The following is a 20,611-nucleotide window of genomic DNA, read 5'->3' as shown; positions in this document are numbered from 1 at the left end:
ATTTTGAACCGCCCGGTTGCAACCCAGGCGGAGAGTGACAGGTAGTTTGTACTGACGACCTGAATATTGAATGCCGTTGCGTAACGATCGCATGAATTTCCAGTTATTTTTCACAACCGTGACATCGAACGCAGCCGTTTGCGAAAACCACCACCTCTTCAGAGAGTGAATAACATTTATGGTTGGGACATCGAAGCCTTCATTTTTCTCCTACCTGGGAATCTGGACGCTCCTGCTAATCTTGCAGTGCGATCTCTCCGGAGCTTCCGCATTTGGAGCCGATTCTGCGTACATGGATCAACCTCTGGCGATCATGGCTGTCGCTGGTCTCGAAAGAGTCGAGAAAGACCTCATCCATTTAGGGGAAGTCAGCGGAAACAAGAAACCAGCTCAACAGCTTCAAATCTTACAGAAAAAACTTCAGCAGTTTCCAGGAATTGATCGTCAACGCCCCATCGGCGGGATGCTGGTCCTGCACCGCGAGAAACTCGAACTTCCCACTTTCCTCGTAATGCTTCCCGTCACCGATGGTGAAAAATTCGTGACCGCATTCAAAAAGAAAGTCCCTGTCGTCCAGACAATCAAAAAGGGAAACTGGAAAATCAATATTCCCAACATGCCACTTTATGCCAACCTGCAGGACAAATACCTTCTCATTGCTCAAAGACGCAACACACATCAACACGTCACCAGCGAGATGCTCAAGTCACTGGAAACACAAACCCGCCAGAATGATGTTTCAGTCTCGTTGCTTCAGGCCGGAATATCAGATCCGTTACGAAACCGGATCATTGAAGGATTTCAAATTGAACTCAATAAAGAGCTCGAACAAAAACCGAATGAAAAAGACAAAGAGTATGCACTTCGAAAAGAGTTGATCGAGTTGATTCGCCTGACTGGTCTTCAACTCTTCACGAAGATGGAACAAATCTCAGCCACTCTCCAAATCGAGTCAGACATCCAACTGAGCGCCGAATTTAAAGTCGCCCAGGAGAGCGATCTCTCCGATGTGCTGGCAAGTCTCCCGCTGGCTGAAAAGAGGGTTCCTGGTGTCTCCACAGAATCAAGACCAGTGAGAATTCAGTTTTCATTGAACATCCCGCAACCGTTTCAAGTATTTGCTTTGAACATTCTAAAACAGGTGCGAGAAGATGTTCGTCGTGACCTCAGTCCGCATCTTGCAGAAGCAGACCGCATGCCGGTGCGAGGTGCCTTCGATGCCATTCAGCAATCGATTGACGATGGAAAACTCGACGGATTGATTGAGTTCCAGGAAATCGAAGAAACACGCATGGTCCTCATTGGTGGGCTCAGAATTCTGGGGAACAGCTTGATGGCAACCTCTCTGGAAACCATTCTCCCGTATGCCCGCGACTCTAAAGACATCACCGAAGTGGAGATGAACGTCATTAACAACGAGCACTTGAAACTGCACCGCCTGAAAGGGAAAGAGCCTCGCGACGAAGACAGACGACTCTACGGTGATGAGCTATCACTCTTCGTCGGGACAGGAGCAAATTCACTTTGGCTCTCCGTTGGTGGAGAGAAAACTCCCGAACTGATCTCTGACCTGAGCAGCCACGATGCGAAGCCCGTCGAATCAATCGTTCAGATTGACTTTTCATTCGATCCCTGGCTTCGACTCGGTGAAAAACATCAGCAAGATCTCGAGAAAGTGAAGCGCTTCCGGCAAGCCTTTCCAGATGACCAGAACGACAAAGTTCATTTCGACATCAAAAGTAGTGCGTCAGGCTTTAATGCGACTCTTCACGCAGAATCGGGTTACCTGAAACTATTGGGACTTGCCATGGAAAAGTCTGAAGCAGAAAAACAGGCTGCCCCAGAAACGACTCGATAGAGCAGTTTGCTGTACCGTGAGCGCGTGAGAAAGGGGTTTCGGTAATTGGTTACGCAATCTTCATGTCGATGAAAATTTCGCTTGCGTTATTGAGACTCCCGTAAACGCTTCACAGCACCGCTGACTAATCGGACGGTCTCAGCAATTTCGTCCAGACTGTTTTGCACCCCAACAGAAAAACGCAACGACGATTGATACACCTCTCGCGGGCAGTTCATTCCCAATAGAATGGGAGCAGGCTCTGCTGATCCGCTGGCACATGCACTACCGTGTGAACAACAGATGCCGCTTAAGTCCAATGCGACGAGTAACGCATCGGCATCACACCCGGGGAAGGCAATGTTGAGTGTGTTCGGCAAACGAGAATTCTCGTCACCGTTGATAAAAACTGGAGAGCAACTTTCGGCCAACCCACGTTGCAGATGGTCTCTGAGTGTGGCTTGATGAGCGTATCGCTCTTGCAAATCTGTACAGCACATCGACAACGCTTTCGCCATGCCCGCTGCAAGCATTACCGGTTCAGTCCCGGCCCGTTTTCCATTCTCCTGATGCCCTCCAACAAGCTGTGGGAAGACCTTCACTCCTTCACGCACAAGCAGCGCGCCGATCCCGCGTGGCCCGTAAAACTTATGTGCTCCGATCGACAGAGTCGCCGCTCCCGAATCACGAAATGAGACCGGAATCTTCCCCGCTGCCTGCACCGCATCCAGGTGCAACGGGACTCGATGATTATCGCAGAGCGCAACTAAAGAAGAAAGATCCGGAATCGTACCGGTTTCATTATGAGCAACGAGTGCTGTCGCCAAAATCACATCCGACCACTCAACGGCATCGAGTGAATCTTGCTGAAGTTGACCGACGTTCGTCAGCTTCAAGGGTTGCTTTCGGCAACCTCGTTGAATCAATCGCTTGATCGCTTCCGTAGTCGCTGGATGTTCCCCCGGAGGAAGTACCACAGCCCCGCTGCGACCAACCGTCAATCCAAAAATTGCGAGATTGGATGATTCCGTCCCGCCGCTGGTGAAGAAAACCTCACTCGGCTGGGCATCTAGCAAGGCTGCAATTGTCTCCCGAGATTCTTCCAGAACTTGTCTCGCTTTTCGCCCTGCGAGATGTCGACTTCCTGGATTTCCAAATGCGAACGTCGCCACACGTTGCATTTCTTCCATCACTTCGGCAGCGACAGGTGTTGTGGCATTATTGTCGAGATAAATCATGGTGCAGGTCGAGCGAGTTGCAGCTCAAGACGACCTTGAAGGACGGTCGTCACTTCAAAGTCTTCTCTCTGCTGCAAGTCTCATTTCCAGTGCGACTCCCAATCCTATCCGTTAAAGCGAGACAGGATCAAAGAGATATTTTGTCCACCAAAGCCAAAGCTGTTCGAGAGTGCGTGATCAACTTTCCGCTCTCTCAATTCATTTGGAATGTAATCAAGATCGCAGTTTGGATCGGGTGTCGAATAGTTGATGGTCGGGGGCACAATGTTGTCTTGCATCGCCAGCAAACAGACAATCGCCTCCGCACTGCCAGCTGCGGCAATCAGGTGCCCCATCATGCTTTTCGTACTGGAGACCGGCGTCTTGTAAGCATCCTGTCCGAGAGCCTGCTTAATCGCAAGCGTTTCGACTTTATCATTGACTGCCGTACTGGTTCCGTGTGCGTTGATGTAGTCAACGTCGTCGGTATTGATCCCGGCATCTTTCAACGCCATCTTGATCGCCCCGGTTCCACCACGTCCTTCGGGGTGAATGTCGGTGATTCGATAAGCATCAGCTGTAGAGCCGTACCCATTGATCTCACCCAAAATTCGAGCCCCTCTTGCCTGTGCATGTTCAAGCTCTTCTAGAATCAGAATTCCAGCCCCTTCGCCAAGAACAAACCCGTCACGTTCCTTATCAAACGGACGAGAGGCGCCTTGAGGATCTTCGTTCCGTGTTGAAAGTGCCGTTAACAAATTGAAGCCGGTCACTCCAAACGGATGAATCATGCTGTGTGCTCCACCAGACATCATGATGTCTGCGTCGCCTTGACGGATGATCTCGCTCGCTTCTCCAATTGCCTGACTCGAAGCAGCACAAGCAGTCAAGCAATTCAGATTCGGTCCCTGCGCGTTGAAGATACTCGCTAAGTGACCGGCAGGCATATTCGGCTCCTGCTCTCGCTCTTCATTTGGGTTGAGCCGTTCGAGACCTTCTCGGGTGAACTGCTCCATGTCAAACTCACCGTCTTTTTGCGCATTGGCAATGAGCTGCATGAACAGAAAGAAGTCCTGCTGACCTTCTCCCGCCCCGAGATAAACGCCGAATCGGGTCGGGTCGAATTTCTCCTCTTCGATCTCCAGGCCTGAAGACTTCATCGCCTGGACAGCAGCTCCGATTGCAAAACGAATGTTTCGCCCGGCATGCTGAAATCGTTCGGGATTATCGATGTAATCTCCGAGCTGAAAGCCCTTCACTTCAGAAGCGAACTTCGTCGGAAATCCAGAGGCATCAAAGTGTGTGATATAGTCAATCCCACTTTTGCCTGCTTTCAGTGAATCCCAAGTTGAATCCACATCGTTTCCAAGTGGAGTAACACAACCCATTCCGGTGACGACAACACGTCTACGCATCAAAGCTATCCTATTTGTAAAGCTGTCCAGGTCGGGAGCAGATTTTTCTCAATCCGGACTGAATTGCCTATGGAGGAATTTCATCCCATCCATCTGAAACCGACTTTCATCAATTCGGCAATTCTGAAATCGTAACCCCGCCTCATTATAGGACGCAAGCAGACTCATTGAGAAGCCCCCTTTTTGGTTCCGAAAATATCGATTGCAGCGATTTTAACGCCGCTTCGCTGGTTGGTGAATTTTCTCACCACAATGACGGAATCGATCACCCCGCTACAAAACCGAGACTGACAAGGACATATGGATAAAGTTTTCCGGATTTGACTGTTATCAACGTCACGACCGATCCTGAGTGGTATCTTTACAAAATCACGTGATTCTTGAAATTTTAGCTGATTTTTTCGACCAAGCAGGCCATTCCTAATGAGCAGCCAAGCCGTACTTCCTCCCTCAACTTCCCCGGCCAACTCTTCAAAAAGTCAGAATCTGACCACTCCGACCGACAAAAATCCGCTTCAGGATATCATCGAACTTGCTGGAATCGCTGAACTCCCAGATGTCTGGTGGGTTACAGACCTCAAAAACGAATCACCGCGAATCGATGTTCGCTGTCTGTCTGAATCGACACGGTTGGGAAAACGATTGCTCGATCTGTTCGTGTCAGCCACTCTCCTCGTCCTCCTTTTTCCGATCATGATCATCGTTGGGGTGCTTGTGAAAATCACATCTCCCGGACCGATGATTTTCAAGCAAGTTCGAGTCGGACTCAACCTGCGCCGCAAGGGATCTGATCGCCGACAACTTTCAGACGAGGCGAACTCGACAGAAGACCGACGAAATGCACCGACTGACCGGAGAGTCGAGTTCGCGTACGGTCAGCATTTTACGATCTACAAATTTCGAACAATGCGAAACGATGCGGAAAAGAATGGAGCCCAGTTCGCTGTCCAAGGGGACGCACGTATCACAGGAATCGGAAAATTTTTACGTAAAACCCGACTCGACGAGTTACCGCAATTGATTAACGTCTTACGTGGCGAAATGTCACTTGTCGGTCCGCGCCCAGAGCGTCCAGAGTTCATGGCTGAACTGTCTGAGGAAATCCCGTATTACCTCGACCGGTTGGGACTCAAACCAGGACTCACCGGTGTTGCTCAAATCATCAATGGCTACGACAACGAAATAGACAGCTTCCGCCGTAAAGCCGCTTTCGATTTATACTATCTTCAGAACTGCTCCGTTTGGAATGACTTCAAAATCCTAGTCCGCACCGTCAAGGTCGTCTTAAGCGGAAGTGGAGCCCTGTAGAGCAGCTATTGAATTGGTGTTCCAGTTCTGCCTCATAACTAGACATGGATGCCGTCAAAGCGATCTTCTCGGGCACAAAAACAGGTTGAAGATGCGCTCATTGCCCGGCGCTGATCTGACAACAGTGGTATTTCGGTCACTCCGGTTGCGAGTTTCCAGATGAATGCTTAGAAAGAGTTTTTCCGAGCCCATTCTTCATCCATACTGGCTTCATGATCACTCGCACACATACCTCTGACGATGGAACTGTCAGCCATGCGGTCTACACCGACTGTGAACGCTATCGCTATGTGCTGACAAGACGCTGGGAAGAGTCAAGCAGCAATCGCGTGGTCTTTATTGGTTTAAATCCATCGACTGCGACGGAATATCAAAACGATCCGACAGTCGCGCGATGTATCAACTACGCAAAGGCCTGGGGCCACGATTCGATGACAATGCTGAACGCATTTGCATTTCGATCGACTGATCCCAAAGGGCTCAAAACCATTGACGATCCAATCGGCCCTGCAAATGATCGCTACATCCTGAAGCAGTGTCGCGAAGCCAGCCAAATCATTCTCTGTTGGGGAACACACGCAGAACACTTGAACCGTGGTCTTAATCTTCTCGCAAAACTCAACAAGCTCGACCTGGAACTTACCTGTTTGAAAATCACCAAGCATGGTCATCCTTCACACCCGCTCTACCTGAAAAAAGACCTGTTGCCGCTCCCATATGCTCCTGAAAGAACGCTCGACTCTTCAGACTGATTTGAGTTTCCCTCACCCTGCTGAGTCGTTGCAATTCTATACGCTGTTGTCTCCTTCACAGATCCTCTATTCTTTGGCACATCTGGACTATTTCAAACTGCTCCGCCCCCTTTGCTCACAAGAGTTTTCGGCGACGCACTGAAGACCAGCTCGTAGATTGGCATTTGCAGCAACTCCAACACGTGATCGACCCGCCTTGCGGAGTAATCCCTTGAAGCACTTCCTCCTTCTCACTTTCTCTCTAGAGCAGTTTGCTCTACCGCATGCCCGTGAAGAACGTATTTCTCCAGTAAAAATGCTGTTCGCCACGAGGCAGAACCTGCAAACCAATTCGAAAGATGCTCTAGCGTAGCCTTTTAGCCCCCAGTGGCTTAGCGGCCTAAAAGAGACACTGGAAGCCCTGAAAAAACATGCTCCAGACTTTGGTAACAGATCACCATAAATTTCACCCCTGAATTAGCGAACATGAGCGATCATCAAAATCCTTCGTCTTTAGGCTTTCGAATGCCTGCTGAATGGGAACCGCAAGAGGCAATCTGGCTTTCGTGGCCTCATTCTCTGGAAACCTGGCCCGGCGCGTTTGAGCCGGTTCCACACATATTCGCTGAAATCGCACGGCACATCGCTGAGTCGCAACTCGTGCGTATTAATGTCACAAACGAATCGATGGCAGATGAAGTTCGGCAGTTGCTGAACAATGTGAAAGCGAACATCGCGAACGTCCGCTTTCATCTCAACCCGACCAACGATGCCTGGGTTCGCGACCACGGGCCGATTTATCTTGTTCGCTCTGAAAATCAACAAACCGAGCGGGCGATTACGAACTGGGGTTACAACTCCTGGGGTGAAAAATACCCACCGTTCGACCTCGACAATGCGATCCCAAAACGAATCTCTGAAGAGTTTCAGGAGTTCGCATTTTCACCCGGAATGATCCTCGAAGGAGGCTCGATTGATGTGAATGGTTCTGGCACACTGCTGACCACGACCTCTTGCTTACTCAATAAAAACCGAAATCCGGGCCTGTCACAATCGGAAATTGAGACTCGACTCAAGAACTTCCTCGGAGTCAATAAAATTCTTTGGCTCGGCGAAGGAATCGTAGGTGACGACACTGACGGACACATTGACGACATTACACGTTTTGTGTCTTCCAACGTCATCGTGACAGCAATTGAAGAGAACGCTTCCGATGAAAATTACTCTCCTCTTCAACTGAACCGAGAGTTATTACAAGGGATGACCGACCTCGAAGGGAACTCGTTCGAGATTGTTTCCCTGCCAATGCCCGATCCCGTTTACTTCGAAAAAGAACGACTTCCCGCGAGTTATGCAAATTTTCTGATTTGCAACTCGAAGGTTCTCGTGCCGACATATCGATGTAAGAACGACCAGACTGCACTCGGAATCCTTGGTGAACAGTTTCCTGATCGTGAGGTCGTCGGCATTGACTGTACCGACCTGGTTTGGGGACTGGGAGCCATCCACTGCCTGACGCAACAACAACCGTCGGCCGATTCCGTTTTCCCTCTGTAACCCGCTCCACCCCAGTGTTTTCGCTGGGGGAGACGTTCATTCACGGGAGAAGTTGAGACTTATTTGAAGGATTGAGTCGCAGCGACTGCGAGTTCATCGCAGCGTTCGTTCTCCGGATGACCACTATGCCCCTTGACTACAGTGAAGCGAACCTCATGTTGGGCAAGTAAGTTGTCGAGTCGCTGCCAGAGTTCGACGTTTTTGACCGGCTTGAGTTTTTTTCCCTCACGCCGTTGCCAGCCATTCTTTTTCCAGTTCGGCATCCACTCCTTCGAACCTTTGGCGACATAGACGCTATCAGTGATCACTTCCACTGCTGAAGATCTCGAAAGCGCTTCGAGTCCGCTGATGACAGCCATCAACTCCATTTGGTTGTTGGTTGTCTCACGATCTCCGCCACTTCCTTCTTTTTCAGAACCAGTTGCCGGATGCCTGAGAATGTATCCCCAGCCACCAGGACCGGGGTTTCCGCTGCAAGCTCCGTCAGTGAAAAGTTGCACAAACGGACGCTTCGGTACCTGATCAGCAGACATAACTCCCCTCGGCCGTGGATTGAAGCACGGGCAGAAAAAAAATTAGCGAGTGTTTTCCCTGCCGATTGAAGACTGGCAGATGAGTCGAGTCTGAATTCAGACTATTGATCTCACACTGCCTGATTTTTCAGTCTCGAAATGACAGTCGGGCATGTCGTATAGGCTAAGAGCCTATTTCGCACGATAAACAATGCGCCCACGATTCAAATCGTAGGGAGAGACTTCAACTTTTACGCTATCGCCAGGGACGATACGAATAAAGTTTTTGCGCATTTTCCCAGAAACATGGGCCAAAACAACGTGTCCGTTCTCCAGCTCCACTCGGAATTGTGTATTGGCAAGTGCCTCGAGCACTGTGCCTTCCATTTCGATGGCCCCTTCTTTGGCCATAAAGCATCAACCTTCTTGAGTGTTTTTTTGCAGTTAACGAGGACATCTCGCTAACGTGAAGGGGAAGATTGTAGCCGTACGGAACCAGAGAATCAAAGCGTATCTTGGAATTGAGAATCGAATCTGTTGAAATAACTCTCGAAGCCTGCAGCGGCGACGAGAAAGATGAGTCTTCTCACACAACAGACGGCATGCAGAGGGCATATTGTATGGACTCAGTCACTTTCGTGTTTCCCGTACCCGCAAAAGTGATCTTCATGACATCATGGATCCCCACGAGGCAGAACGCTGTGACATCCATTCGCTGTCGCGACTGGGTCACTTCCGATCGGCTCTGTCGACCGGAAAGACGAGGGTAAATTTCGTTCCCCGGTTAAGTTCGCTTTCGCAATCGATGGTTCCGCCGTGCGCCTCGACAATCTTTCGAACCGTTGGAAGCCCTAATCCGCTGCCAGTCGGCTTAGTGGAAAAAAAGACATGGAACATTTTGTCTAATGCCTCGGGAGACATCCCGCAACCGGTATCGATGATCTCCAGGACGACATGGTTGTCACGACAACTTGTCTGGAGTTCCAGAAGCCCTCCTGATGGCATCGCTTCCTGAGCATTTCGAACAAGGTTCGTCAGAACTTGTTGAATGAGCCGAACATCGAGAAAGACCGGCGGAATATCAGATTGAAAATGGGGACGGACGTCGATCCCATGTTCTGAAGCCTCAGCTTTGTAGAATTCAAGAAACTCGTTGATGACATCTTCCAGATTCATTTGCTCCAGATGCAACTCGCCGGCCCGGGTGAACTGCAAAAATGCTTCGAGGATCTGGTCGAGGTTGTCGCACTGAGTCTGGATCGTTTTCAACTTCTGCAACATTCGGTGAGCAGCCGGAGAATCAAATGTTTCGAGTTCTTCCAGCAACAACTCAAGATTCATGCTGATCGTTGAAAGTGGATTTCGTACTTCATGTGCAAGTCCGCCTGCCAGCACTGTGATTTCGTTGTATTGTTTTTCAAGTCGTTCCCGCTCAGAAGAATCAAAGGTTTCGTCCGTCATCATTGGCTCACAATTGAAACATGTCCCTGAAAGTTGTCATCAGAATTTGGGTAGTCGCTGCGATAGTGAACTCCCCGACTCTCTTTTCTGGCTCGAGCCGACTCAATGATGAGGCGAGCGACCAGAAGCATATTCTGGAGCTCCCAGCCTTCGACCGACTGAAATTCTCGCAGCGACACGTATCGTTCCCAGAAATCAACTTGCGTGGCTGCCGCGGCTAAACCAGCTTCATCCCGACGAATCCCGACGTTTCTCCACATGATTGCCCCCAGCGAATTGAGCAGATCCGTCAGGTTCAAACTGTCTTGATTTTCCAGAAACGTTGAGCCTGAAAGCACGGGGGGGGCCTCAAAGTTATCAGGGATCTGGAGTGCAGCCTCGGAAGCACCAAGTCCGGCATTGATCCCGAAAAATAATCCTTCCAGTAAGCTGTTCGACGCGAGGCGATTCGCTCCATGCAGACCACTCGAAGTCACTTCTCCGGCAGCCCACAGCCTGGGCAAAGTCGTTTTTCCATTCAAATCGACGGTCAACCCGCCGACCATATAATGCGCCCCCGGACGAACTGGAATCCGGTCTTTGGCCAGATCGAGTCCAAATTCCCGACACATTTCACTGATATTTGGAAATCGATTCGCGATCATATTCGGGTCGAGATGCGTCAAGTCGAGATAGACACAAGGATGCCGCGTCTTTTCCATCTGGTCAGTGATCGCCCGGCTGACGATATCTCTGGGGGCGAGTTCCAATCGATCGTCGTAATCTCCCATGAAGCGATAGCCTGTGACATCAACCAGATGTCCTCCTTCGCCACGCACCGCCTCTGTGATGAGATGGCGTGAGCTTCCTGCGATATACAGGACAGTGGGATGAAACTGCATCATCTCCATATCCCGAAGTTCAGCCCCAGCACGATACGCAAGAGCATGCCCGTCGGCAGTCGCGATGTCCGGGTTGGTCGTCTCGCGATACAATCGACCGGCGCCTCCAGTCGCCAGAATCGTCTGCTTCGCCCAGACAAATGTCTTCCCGTGATATGAATTCCACATCAACGCACCACGACATTCGCCCGCGTAGGTCAGCAGATCGATGGTGAAGGTTTTCTCCCAGATCTCCGTACCGCTCGCGCCACGAATGCTGTCGATCAAGGCGCGCATGACTTCTTTCCCAGTGGCGTCACCGAGGGCATGAGCGACTCGAGGGTGACTGTGACCACCCTCTGTCGTCAAGGCGATATGGCCATCGATCTTATCGAAGTTCGCTCCATAGGCTGCCAGCTCTCGAATGCACTTCGGGGCTGATTCCACAACCGCTTTGACCACTTTCTCATCACACAGTCCCGCACCTGCGGTGATGGTATCCTCAGCGTGGTTGCTGAATTCATCAGACGGGTCCAGGACCCCAGCGATCCCCCCTTGAGCCCAGGAACTGTTTGACATCGAGACCTGATCTTTGGTGACCATCACGACGCGAAGTTTCGGATCGACTTCCAGCGCTGCGCGGACGCCAGCGATGCCTGTCCCGATGATCAATACATCGACAAACATGTGTGGAATCCGTTTTGGGTCAAAACGAATCAAATAACGTTGAGGGGGCGAATGATGAAGTAAGGGCATCCAGAGTATCGTTTCTTGAGATCAACATAGGGAAAGTAATAATGAAGAGCAGCTGCGGGCATTGTTGGTGGAGGGAAAAGAAGTTTACTCGCTCAGTTCTCCTCCCGGGATTCAGTTCTCATCGGGAATTTTACGGCCATGCGGATCAACGTCAGGCGAATCCAGTTCGTGCTTGAGCTGTTCTCGCATCTCTTCATCGAGAAAGTGTTCAACATAGTGAGCAGTCTCATGCAGATGGTCATCGGGAAGGTCGAAGTGCTTCTGCATGTAGGACTCCCAAAGACGATGGCTGCCGATGAGCTCTGCCGCACGGGAACGGCCTTGATCGGTCAATGCAAGCCCTTGAGTTGATGCAAGCAACAACCCGCGCCGCTGGAGCCGAAACATGGCTAGCCAACGTTCGAACGGCGGAATCCACACGGTTTCTTTTTCTGTCTGGGAAGCACTGACATACAGTTCTCCAAGTTGTTCTTCAAACCGATAGACCGTTGAAAGAATGTCGTCGGCAGCAATTTGCATGCGCAGCTTTAATCGCGAAAAACCTTTTCCAAGTAATCCGTAACGAGGAGACAACAGAAAAGCAGCAATGAAGAAGAGACCACACGCGACTGCAATCATCCCGGACGTTCCGGCATCTTGAACTTGATCGAACCCCAGCGGTTGAAACACCATCACGGGCACTGTCTTCGCAAGAATTTGTCCCACGATCGCGCTCAAACCTGCCACGACTAAACTGATCGCAATCGTCAGATGCAACCGGTCTGTCAGCAAGACGGCCGTCGCCGCCGGGACAATCAGGAGGCCAATGACAAGGATACTTCCGACTGACCGAAACGCCATCACAACAGTCACTGCGGTGGCCGCCATGAGAACATCATTCACGAGACGAGAGTTGATTCCCTGAACCGTTGCTAAGTCCGGGTCGAAAGCTGCGATTCGCAGTTCTTTGTAAAAGAGAACAAGGAGAATCAGGTTCAGCAGCAACGAGCCTCCATTCACAAGATACGCTCGTGGGAAATCATATCTCAGGATCGAAATTTCGTCCCAGACAATCAGTTCGAGCTGACCGAACAGCACGCAATCTAAATCCAAATGAACGTCCGCTTTGAGTCGAATCAACAACAACCCCAACGCGAACAATGACGTAAACACTACTCCCAGCGCAGCGCTACTTTCGACACGTCCCAGTCGCTGAACCCATTCGGTCAGAACGGAAGTGAGCACGCCGATGAGAACTGCGCCGCTGATCAACAGGATCGGCTCAGCTGTTGAGTGTTCCGGAATCCAGTCAAAGGAATGACTTAACCACTGCGAAAACAGAATCGCCAACACCACGCCTGGCAACGCAGTGTGGCTGAGCGCATCGCCCATCATGCTTTGCCGACGCAACACAAGCCAAACACCGGGAATCGCGCAAGCCATTGCAGCCAATGCCCCCGCGACAACCATGGATGTATCCCACGGATGCCAGTTGTCCAGAAGAGTGAAAAATTGATGGAGCATGCGTCTTGTTAGTGTTGGATTCCCGATCAGATTCGTTCGCAGAACGTTTCAAGTTTACCAAGAAGCAATCATCAACGGCTTAGAGCAAATCGATTATTAGAGCAAACTGCTCTAAATGTCGGTTTTGGCCAGTTGAGTCTGAATCTCTTCCAGACTTACGAAGTTTCCACTTCCGATACCGGGGCAGTCCCTTCGAGTTTGTTCCCAGGATTCGGGAGAGTCGACATTCGATTTCCAGAATGGCCAGGTTTTGCACTGAATCGGACGTACCGGATAAATTGTACATCCACGCCCCTGCGGATCAAAGAAGACACAGTCTCCGTTTGCGAATTCCGTCAGAGAGGTTTTTCCTCGTGCGGGGCGAGTGTACAACAATCGAATCTCACCAATCGGCTTGTCGAGATACTCCGCAATGTTCTTCACTTCCTCTTCGCTGACCCAAACAAAGCCAGGCGCACCCGTGCAACAGTTGCCGCACTGAGTGCATTCGAATTTCAGGCCGTCGCTGTACCAGGGCTCATTGTTCATGAATTTGACTTCTTCCCTATTCCCTGACTCGCGATTCCTTCGGTGCCCATGCTCTCGAAAAGTCCGAGGTCCGACATGTGCTGATGGATCAATTGCTTTCTATCCTCTGGCATCTCATAGAGAGGTTCACATAACCGATCGCTACAAAGCCCAGTGAACCCTAATGCCGTTTTAATTCCAGCAAGATACCCGGTCGGTGCGGCACCAACTTCGTACAAACTCTTGGAAAGGCGTAAGACTTGATGCTGAAGCCGATGCACTTCTCGCAAGTCTTCCGTCACGGCAGCTTCGTAAAGCGAGACGTATAGGCTCGGGACAAGATTCGCTCCTCCAGAAATTCCGCCGTCTCCCCCCATCAAGACCGATTGTGCCATCAACTCTTCCGGTCCAACCAAAACCGTAAAATTCTCGCGTTCTGATTTCAGATCAATCAACTTGTTGTAGTACAGCATGTTCGCAGAGCTGTCTTTGACACCGATGAATTTTTCAATTTTCATCAACGATTCGATCGTTCCGATTTCATAAGAGACTTTTGTGTGGCTGGGCATGTTGTAAAGCAAGAACGGAAGTGGCAATTCCGCAGCCATCTCTTCAACGTATCGCTTCAAATCCTGCTGATGCATCGGGAAATAATAGGGTGTCGCCAGAACAACGGCATCGGCTCCGCAGCTTTGTGAGAATTTGGCGAACTCGATCGACTCCGTCATTGACGTATCGGTGATTCCGACCAAAACCGGGACGCGGCCCTGAATCTGTTCGCAGGCGATTTGAATGAATTCCTGCTGAGTTTTATGGCTGAGACTGGGAGCTTCACCGCTCGTTCCCAAAAGAAACAGCCCATGCACTCCGCCTCCAATGACATGGTCAATGAGCCTGCGGGTGCCATCAACATCTATTTCATCACGCCCGAGCAGCGGGGTCACCAGAGGAGGAATAATCCCTTTCAAAGGGAGCACTGTATCTGTCATGAGTCGATTTCGCTATTTGAGCATTGCAATGCATGTCGTGCCCGTGAAGATCACTTTCGTGAGTTCATAGACTGCTCGCCACGAGGCTGAACGTGAATGACCAATATTGGACTTGCGATAGATGAATATCCGTCAGCGATACTTTATCTGGTATTCACGCTGACGAAAACCGCAGATGGCCCAGGTCTGAAGAGTTGTGTCCATTCACTCAATGGTGGTCCTTGAAATTTCCCCTCTCCGCACAATCGTCGAAAAAAATCAGATGAAGCACCCTGCAGAGGAGGAAGCAAGTGCCAAGAAGCAAAATTGTGAGTTCACAGCGACATGAAATGCTCGCACCAGAATGACCACAGGTCTCTCCTCAAGTGAATGGAAACCGAGCCGAAAATTTTCGGAATGGACACTTTCCATAGGAATTGAGAGAGAAAACTCAGTTTTCAAGATCGATTCTTTCAAGCTGACCTTTCATTTCATCCAGAAAAGCTGCGTCATTTCCATGCCAGTCAGACAATGCGTATGATGAGAGACTACAAGAAGCCATGCACGCCCGAATTTCGTCACCATTGCAATGCCATGGGAGTTCCGAATGAGCCACGTTCTTTGCATCAGTGGATTGCTATCCATCGTTCTGGGCAATGCCCTGCTAGCAAATGAAGAACTTCTGGCGGAAGCTGAAACGGAACTCCAACTCGGTGACTATCAAGATGCTCAGAAATGGTTCCAAAAACTGATCGGTCAGGACGACCTGAACGAAGACTTGCTGGTCCCCGCGATCATCGGAATGAGTCGCGTCCATGCAGAGCAAGGGGAGTACGAGAAAGCGGTTGACGTTCTGAAACGTGGTGTTGATCGAGTCGAGAAGTCCTCTCGGCTTTGGGCTCGGCTGGCGGAGATCCATTTTGAAACTGGAGAACATGCACAAGCTCGACGCGAAATCCGGAAAGCACTCGACCTCGACTCGCAAGATTTGCTTGCACTTTTGGTGAACGCACACTTGTTGACGGAAAGCGGAAAACTTGAAGAAGCGACAGAGCAATTTCGCTCGTTCGTACGAGTCTACAATCGCTTACAGCCGACCGATTGGCAAACCTTGGTGACAATTGGAAATGGAGCTGCTGTGTATGCTCGATGGGAGAGCGTTTCACAAATTTTTCGATTTGTTGTGAATACTCTCTGCCCGGATGCTCTGAAAGACAACGGCGATTGCTGGCAGGCGTATGTCCTTTCCGGAAACCTTCTCTTAGAGAAATACAACGAAGGACAGGCACTCCCAGAGTTTCAATCTGCACTGGAAATCAATCCGCAATGTGTCGAAGCTCTGGTTTCGATGGCTCATGCTTCGCTACAGGACTCCAAGCTGGACCTTGCTGAGGGATTTGCGAAACAAGCTTTGAAAACAAATCCAAATCATGTCAACGCCTTACTGGTTCTGGCAGCCGTTGGGATTCTTTCTGAAGACGAAACCGCCGCAGAAGAAAACTTGCAGAAAGCATTAAAAATCAATCCGCTGAAACAGGAAACACTTGGCTACTTCGCTGCCCTCGACATCCTGCAAAACCGTGAGCTCACGCCACAGCAATGCGAGCAAATCCTCTCGTCTCAGGGAGGAGAATCGAAGACTGAGTTTACCGAGATCTGGACGGAGCTGACGCAGAGGAATCCGAAGCCGGGAGCATTTCTGGAGACCATCGCCGCAACTCTTGATGCGCGGCGAAAATATGATCATGCCGAAGTTTTTTACCGCAAGGCGATTGATGTCATGCCGCAGCTTTCGGGACCACAAACCAGCCTCGGAATGCTCTACATGAGAACAGGACGCGTCGCGGAAGCACAGCAGATTCTTGACTCCGCATTCGAAGCGGATCCTTTCCATGTTCGCGTCAGTAACATGCGAAAGCTGATCAATGTTTTAAATGGCTACGACGCGATTGCCAGCGACCATTTTGTCGTCCGGGCCGCTGAATCGGATCAACTTCTGGCGAAAATGGTCTCCGAGTATCTCGAGGAAATCTACCCCGAACTGACCGAGCGATATGGGTTTGAACCGCCAGTTCGCTCACAGTTCGAAATTTACAGTTCCGCGAAAGATCAATCTGGTCACGCCTGGTTCAGTACGCGGATGATCGGCTTACCCTGGATTCAAACCGTTGGAGCCTCAACCGGGAAAATTGTCGCCATGACAAGCCCGAACGAAAGCGAAGAGAAGTTCAACTGGATGCGAGTGATTCGCCATGAATTTGTACATGTGCTGACGCTGCAAAAAACAAATTTCAATATCCCCCATTGGTTCACCGAGGCGATCTCAGTCACAGAAGAGAATATTGCGATGCCCGTTGACTGGCATCGATTACTTCTGAAACGCTTCGACAATAATTCGCTGTTCGAACTGGCGACGATCAACAATGGGTTTCAAAAGCCGGAAGGCCCCGATGACTGGACTTTGGCATATTGCCAGAGTTTTTTGTACGCCCAATACATGCAACAGGAATTCGGCGAAGAAGCTTTAAGGAAACTCCTCGATGCCTATTGCGTCACCGGAGTGACAGAAGAGGCACTTCAGTCGGCCTTCGACATCCCGCTCGACACGTTTGAATCAGGCTATCGTCAATTCATCGAAGCGAAAGTTCGCAGCAGTCGAAATCAACTTCCGCCAGAAGTTTTAAATTTTGAACAAGCCCAAAAGCTCGTCGAAGAATCGCCGGAAGATTCTGCGGCACATGCGCAACTTGCACTGGCGATGTATGCAGCTGTTGGCTTCGAGCAACCAGTCCTCGACCTCATTGAAACGGCATTGAAACTCGATTCCGGCGATCCCCTCGCAAGTGCCTTGAAGGCAAGCCACCTTCTGTCCAGCGACAACACAGATGAGGCCCTCAAGGTGCTCGCTTCCAGTTCCGGATCGAGCACCCAGTCACCAATTTTCCTTCGTGTTCAGGCAGCTGCATTTGAGAAGGCGGGCAGAATTGAGGAAGCAGAACAAGTTCTCAAACTGGCGATGGCGCGATTTCCTTTAGAGCCCCGTTTTCCAAAGCAACTCAACGAACTGTACGAACTCAGCGGTGCAGAGACAGAAAAGAAAGCAGTCTCGCTCAAGAAACTGGCCAGTCTGGATTACGATGACATTTCGTCTCGAAAGAGCCTCGCACGTTTGTACTTCTCGACGAAGCAGTATCCCGAAGCGATTCGTTGGGCAAAAGAGGGCATTGCTGTCGACGCACTCGACGCCGAGACTCACAGAATTCTGGCAGATTCATACTTCAAGAATCAGCAAACAGACCGAGGAATCAGTGCGTACGAAAACTTGTTGATGCTTGATCAGACAACGTTTGATGATCATCTGCAATTTGCAAAACTCTTGCGAAAAGCGAAACAGTTCGATCGAGCAAAATCGGTTTTAAGAAAACTTCTGAATGAAGATCCAGATCACGTCGAAGCGAAAACACTCCTTAAACTGACAGAACGCGGATTGTGATATCCTCCAGCTATTCCTGCTAGCTCCTCCTGCTAAATGTTAACGAGATCCTTCAATGCTCCATTTCTCTCGAAGTCCGAACCCAAAGCATTTTTCGAATCGGTGTTCAGGATCTGCCTCGTGGCAAACTGCTCTGGTCGCTGTCATCTTGTGCATGATTGGCTCAGCCAATTTCAGTTTTGCGGAAGACAAAGAGGCCAAACCTGTTCCGCTGAACAAGAAAGAGACCGTCTTGCTCGACAAAGCGAACAATCGCCTTTTGTTAAAAGGTGAGGTTTGTCTACGACAGGGAGTTCTGGAAATGCTCGTATGTGGCAAACAGACCAAAGAGCACGAATCGATTATCTCTCTGGATGCCAAGGCATCTGTCATTCACGCTGGATTGCTCGGCTTGGGAGCCATGCCCGGACGACCGGTTCAGTTTCAACCTGAATTCAGTCCGCCCCAAGGTCAGCGGATTGATGTGTTCGTCACCTGGAAAGACAAGGCAGGCACCACGCACCGACGGCCCGCTCAAGAGTGGGTTCGACATGTGACGTATCGATACTTCGAAGCCTCCCTGACCAACGTTCCTGCTGGAGTAAAAATCGACCCCGCTGCCGATGACGGGTTGCGATACGACAGTATGAATCAAGTGTTGCTCCACTTTGGGACAATGTCCAAAGAGAAGCGTGACGAATTCCTGGCAATGAGTGATAACAAGCCATACCAGGCTGCCATCAACAAGATGTTTAAAGAAAGTCAGCCCCGACAAATGAAGGCAGATTTTGTTTTCGCCGGTTCCGGTTTTTCGAAACTGGAAGATGGATCGAATTACTATCAGGCTGAAGGAGGAAGCTTTATTTGTGTCGCCAATTTTGGAGATGCCATGATCGATGTCGCGATCGAAAGCTCTGCCGATGACTCTGCCGGTCGCTCATTCGAACCCTACACCGAACGCATTCCTCCAGTCGATACTCCCGTTACTGTCGAACTGATTCCGCGTCAACCTGAAAAAGCAGAGAAGACGAAGGACGCAGAGAAGGTCAAGAACACAGAAAAGAAAACCAATTCCGCCCCCGAATAAAAAACTGCAGCAATGGACCGAGGCAATGACTACCCCTCCAGTGGTCCCAGGCCGACAGATGTTGTCTGTGCGAGAGGATACGCATCGAGCAGTTCACGAACGTCTTGAATGCTTAATGACTTCAACGTGTCGAGGTCGTCTGACAAACTGCGATACTCGTTGCGGTAAACCCAGTTTCCTCCCAAAGCAACAAGCCGCCCCATCGGGCGTTCGCTGGAGAGGACAATCCGTGAAGCGACTTTATTCCGAGCCTGCTCGAACTCTTCCTCAGTCGGTCCTTCCCGGTTGAATTCCTCGTAGATTTTCTGAATTCGCGAAAGGTTGTCTTTCACTTGATCTGGAGCGCAGCACATGTAAGTCGCCCAAACTCCGCTCCCATCGTAGTCGTTGTAGCCAAGCTCAGCCGTTTCAGCGAGACCGGTCTCAACAAGTTCCCAGTGCATGCGACCCGACGAATCATCACCAACGATCGTCGCAGCCATCTCAGCTGCGAAGCGAAGTTGGTTTGCAGATGCTGGAGCAGAGGCCATCTGCATGACGTGCTGTTGATTCATCGCAGGTCGATGAATCCATGATGTCGTCGGTTTCGGTTGTGCTTCAAAATTCGTGCGGCCGGGTGTTCCTTTGTTCCAACTCGCGCAGTGCTTGTCTGCCAGTTCGAGCAAATGGTCCCATTCCAGATTTCCACTGGCAGCCAAAATCAGATTGCTGGCACCATAGCGATTTTGATGATACTCAAGCATCTCTGTGACTTTAAGGTCTTCAATGCTTTGAGTTGAACCGAGGATACTTTGCCCGAGTGGATGCCCAGCAAAGTGTGTCGCCATTGTGGCATCGTAAATTGCAAAGCCAGGCATATCTTCATACATGCCGATCTCTTCGAGAATGACCTGCTTCTCCATATTGAAATCATCTTCACGCAAGCTCGGACGCATCATGCGGGTCAGCAAATCGAACGTCCGGTCGAGATACTCAGGCAGAATCGCTGCGTAATAGAAAGTGACTTCTTCACTTGTCGAAGCATTATAGCTGGCCCCGACTTCGTCAAAAATCCGGTTCACATCGTCCGCGGAATACTCCTCATCCCCTTTAAAGGCCATGTGTTCCAGAAAATGGCTCACACCAGAAACCCCGGCCTGTTCATCCCGGGCACCTGTCCTCACAAAGAAACCGACTGCAGCACTTTGGGCAGCTGGTTTCGTCTCTGCAATAATTTGCAATCCGTTATCGAGTTGTTTCTGGTGAAATTGCATCGTGGTCGCATTTACGAAGAATATGAGATGAAAATAAGAAAAGCTCCGCACACAGTACGGAGCTTTTCAAGTTCAGTAAAGGATACTCAATGAATTAGCCCTCTCAGAAAACCTGAGCAAGAGAGCGAAATTTCAACGAATGATAGCTATTTTCCTCAATATTGATA

General features: G+C 50.2%; 16 protein-coding genes. 6 read left to right on the top strand and 10 right to left on the bottom strand.

The window, feature by feature from the left end; all coding sequences use genetic code 11:
* Positions 1 to 178 precede the first annotated feature (178 nt).
* Complete coding sequence (locus ACN0YR_RS04500) at positions 179 to 1,858, top strand: hypothetical protein (RefSeq protein ID WP_417847996.1); 1,680 nt, start codon at positions 179 to 181, stop codon at positions 1,856 to 1,858.
* 86 nt (positions 1,859 to 1,944) lie between these two features.
* Here ACN0YR_RS04500 and ACN0YR_RS04495 read toward each other — a convergent pair whose 3' ends face one another.
* Both ACN0YR_RS04495 and fabF read right to left on the bottom strand, forming a co-directional pair.
* A complete protein-coding gene (locus ACN0YR_RS04495) occupies positions 1,945 to 3,075 on the bottom strand; it encodes a cysteine desulfurase family protein (RefSeq protein ID WP_417847995.1) in 1,131 nt (376 codons plus the stop codon).
* Between the two features lie 104 nt (positions 3,076 to 3,179).
* Complete coding sequence (gene fabF, locus ACN0YR_RS04490; RefSeq protein ID WP_417847994.1) at positions 3,180 to 4,469, bottom strand: beta-ketoacyl-ACP synthase II; 1,290 nt, start codon at positions 4,467 to 4,469, stop codon at positions 3,180 to 3,182.
* A 423-nt stretch (positions 4,470 to 4,892) separates the two neighbouring features.
* Here fabF and ACN0YR_RS04485 point away from each other — a divergent pair, with 423 nt between their 5' ends.
* The 3 genes from ACN0YR_RS04485 to ACN0YR_RS04475 all read left to right on the top strand — a co-directional run bounded on the left by ACN0YR_RS04485 (position 4,893) and on the right by ACN0YR_RS04475 (position 8,065).
* The gene (locus tag ACN0YR_RS04485) at positions 4,893 to 5,777 is read left to right on the top strand and encodes a sugar transferase (protein WP_417847993.1); all 885 of its coding nucleotides are present in this window, start codon (positions 4,893 to 4,895) and stop codon (positions 5,775 to 5,777) included.
* A 212-nt stretch (positions 5,778 to 5,989) separates the two neighbouring features.
* Positions 5,990 to 6,529 carry a DUF1643 domain-containing protein gene (locus tag ACN0YR_RS04480; protein WP_417847992.1) on the top strand — a complete coding sequence of 180 codons (540 nt, stop codon included), beginning with the start codon at positions 5,990 to 5,992 and terminating at the stop codon, positions 6,527 to 6,529.
* Positions 6,530 to 7,033: 504 nt separating this feature from the next.
* Positions 7,034 to 8,065 (top strand): agmatine deiminase family protein, encoded by a 1,032-nt coding sequence (locus ACN0YR_RS04475; RefSeq protein ID WP_417847991.1) that lies wholly within the window; start codon positions 7,034 to 7,036, stop codon positions 8,063 to 8,065.
* Between the two features lie 59 nt (positions 8,066 to 8,124).
* Here the strand turns inward: ACN0YR_RS04475 and rnhA are convergent, their stop codons facing one another.
* The 7 genes from rnhA to ACN0YR_RS04440 all read right to left on the bottom strand — a co-directional run bounded on the left by rnhA (position 8,125) and on the right by ACN0YR_RS04440 (position 14,653).
* Positions 8,125 to 8,598, bottom strand: coding sequence for a ribonuclease HI (gene rnhA / locus ACN0YR_RS04470; RefSeq protein ID WP_417847990.1), 474 nt, complete (start codon positions 8,596 to 8,598; stop codon positions 8,125 to 8,127).
* A gap of 171 nt (positions 8,599 to 8,769) precedes the next feature.
* Positions 8,770 to 8,988, bottom strand: coding sequence for a translation initiation factor IF-1 (gene infA / locus ACN0YR_RS04465; RefSeq protein WP_145201826.1), 219 nt, complete (start codon positions 8,986 to 8,988; stop codon positions 8,770 to 8,772).
* Between the two features lie 318 nt (positions 8,989 to 9,306).
* Positions 9,307 to 10,041 (bottom strand): sensor histidine kinase, encoded by a 735-nt coding sequence (locus ACN0YR_RS04460; protein ID WP_417847989.1) that lies wholly within the window; start codon positions 10,039 to 10,041, stop codon positions 9,307 to 9,309.
* The gene (nadB, locus tag ACN0YR_RS04455) at positions 10,038 to 11,654 is read right to left on the bottom strand and encodes an L-aspartate oxidase (RefSeq protein WP_417847988.1); all 1,617 of its coding nucleotides are present in this window, start codon (positions 11,652 to 11,654) and stop codon (positions 10,038 to 10,040) included. The genes ACN0YR_RS04460 and nadB overlap by 4 nt, the downstream gene beginning before the upstream one ends.
* Before the next feature lie 111 nt (positions 11,655 to 11,765).
* On the bottom strand, positions 11,766 to 13,157 hold the full coding sequence (locus ACN0YR_RS04450) for a metal ABC transporter permease (protein WP_417847987.1): 1,392 nt from the start codon (positions 13,155 to 13,157) through the stop codon (positions 11,766 to 11,768).
* Between the two features lie 111 nt (positions 13,158 to 13,268).
* A complete protein-coding gene (locus ACN0YR_RS04445; protein ID WP_417847986.1) occupies positions 13,269 to 13,685 on the bottom strand; it encodes a YkgJ family cysteine cluster protein in 417 nt (138 codons plus the stop codon).
* A complete protein-coding gene (locus tag ACN0YR_RS04440) occupies positions 13,682 to 14,653 on the bottom strand; it encodes a dihydrodipicolinate synthase family protein (protein WP_417847985.1) in 972 nt (323 codons plus the stop codon). Before ACN0YR_RS04440 ends, ACN0YR_RS04445 begins: the two co-directional genes overlap by 4 nt.
* Before the next feature lie 586 nt (positions 14,654 to 15,239).
* Between ACN0YR_RS04440 and ACN0YR_RS04435 the strand changes: the two genes are divergently transcribed.
* Positions 15,240 to 18,125 carry a tetratricopeptide repeat protein gene (locus tag ACN0YR_RS04435; RefSeq protein ID WP_417847984.1) on the top strand — a complete coding sequence of 962 codons (2,886 nt, stop codon included), beginning with the start codon at positions 15,240 to 15,242 and terminating at the stop codon, positions 18,123 to 18,125.
* 55 nt (positions 18,126 to 18,180) lie between these two features.
* Positions 18,181 to 19,191: a YdjY domain-containing protein gene (locus ACN0YR_RS04430; RefSeq protein ID WP_417847983.1), complete on the top strand. Its 1,011-nt coding sequence runs from the start codon at positions 18,181 to 18,183 to the stop codon at positions 19,189 to 19,191.
* 29 nt (positions 19,192 to 19,220) lie between these two features.
* Here the strand turns inward: ACN0YR_RS04430 and ACN0YR_RS04425 are convergent, their stop codons facing one another.
* Positions 19,221 to 20,444 (bottom strand): M16 family metallopeptidase, encoded by a 1,224-nt coding sequence (locus tag ACN0YR_RS04425; RefSeq protein ID WP_417847982.1) that lies wholly within the window; start codon positions 20,442 to 20,444, stop codon positions 19,221 to 19,223.
* Positions 20,445 to 20,611: the final 167 nt, after the last annotated feature.

The sequence above is a fragment of the Thalassoglobus sp. genome (genome assembly GCF_048270125.1).
Classification (GTDB): Bacteria; Planctomycetota; Planctomycetia; order Planctomycetales; family Planctomycetaceae; genus Thalassoglobus.
This window is presented reverse-complemented; position numbering and strand designations above follow the sequence as displayed.

Bases quoted from the DNA above. Each gene is read 5' to 3' on its own strand.
- ACN0YR_RS04500 (WP_417847996.1), top strand. From the start codon at position 179: ATGGTTGGGACATCGAAGCCTTCATTTTTCTCCTACCTGGGAATCTGG.
- ACN0YR_RS04495 (WP_417847995.1), bottom strand. From the start codon at position 3,075: ATGATTTATCTCGACAATAATGCCACAACACCTGTCGCTGCCGAAGTG.
- fabF (WP_417847994.1), bottom strand. From the start codon at position 4,469: ATGCGTAGACGTGTTGTCGTCACCGGAATGGGTTGTGTTACTCCACTT.
- ACN0YR_RS04485 (WP_417847993.1), top strand. From the start codon at position 4,893: ATGAGCAGCCAAGCCGTACTTCCTCCCTCAACTTCCCCGGCCAACTCT.
- ACN0YR_RS04480 (WP_417847992.1), top strand. From the start codon at position 5,990: ATGATCACTCGCACACATACCTCTGACGATGGAACTGTCAGCCATGCG.
- ACN0YR_RS04475 (WP_417847991.1), top strand. From the start codon at position 7,034: ATGCCTGCTGAATGGGAACCGCAAGAGGCAATCTGGCTTTCGTGGCCT.
- rnhA (WP_417847990.1), bottom strand. From the start codon at position 8,598: ATGTCTGCTGATCAGGTACCGAAGCGTCCGTTTGTGCAACTTTTCACT.
- infA (WP_145201826.1), bottom strand. From the start codon at position 8,988: ATGGCCAAAGAAGGGGCCATCGAAATGGAAGGCACAGTGCTCGAGGCA.
- ACN0YR_RS04460 (WP_417847989.1), bottom strand. From the start codon at position 10,041: ATGATGACGGACGAAACCTTTGATTCTTCTGAGCGGGAACGACTTGAA.
- nadB (WP_417847988.1), bottom strand. From the start codon at position 11,654: ATGCCCTTACTTCATCATTCGCCCCCTCAACGTTATTTGATTCGTTTT.
- ACN0YR_RS04450 (WP_417847987.1), bottom strand. From the start codon at position 13,157: ATGCTCCATCAATTTTTCACTCTTCTGGACAACTGGCATCCGTGGGAT.
- ACN0YR_RS04445 (WP_417847986.1), bottom strand. From the start codon at position 13,685: ATGAACAATGAGCCCTGGTACAGCGACGGCCTGAAATTCGAATGCACT.
- ACN0YR_RS04440 (WP_417847985.1), bottom strand. From the start codon at position 14,653: ATGACAGATACAGTGCTCCCTTTGAAAGGGATTATTCCTCCTCTGGTG.
- ACN0YR_RS04435 (WP_417847984.1), top strand. From the start codon at position 15,240: ATGAGCCACGTTCTTTGCATCAGTGGATTGCTATCCATCGTTCTGGGC.
- ACN0YR_RS04430 (WP_417847983.1), top strand. From the start codon at position 18,181: ATGCTCCATTTCTCTCGAAGTCCGAACCCAAAGCATTTTTCGAATCGG.
- ACN0YR_RS04425 (WP_417847982.1), bottom strand. From the start codon at position 20,444: ATGCAATTTCACCAGAAACAACTCGATAACGGATTGCAAATTATTGCA.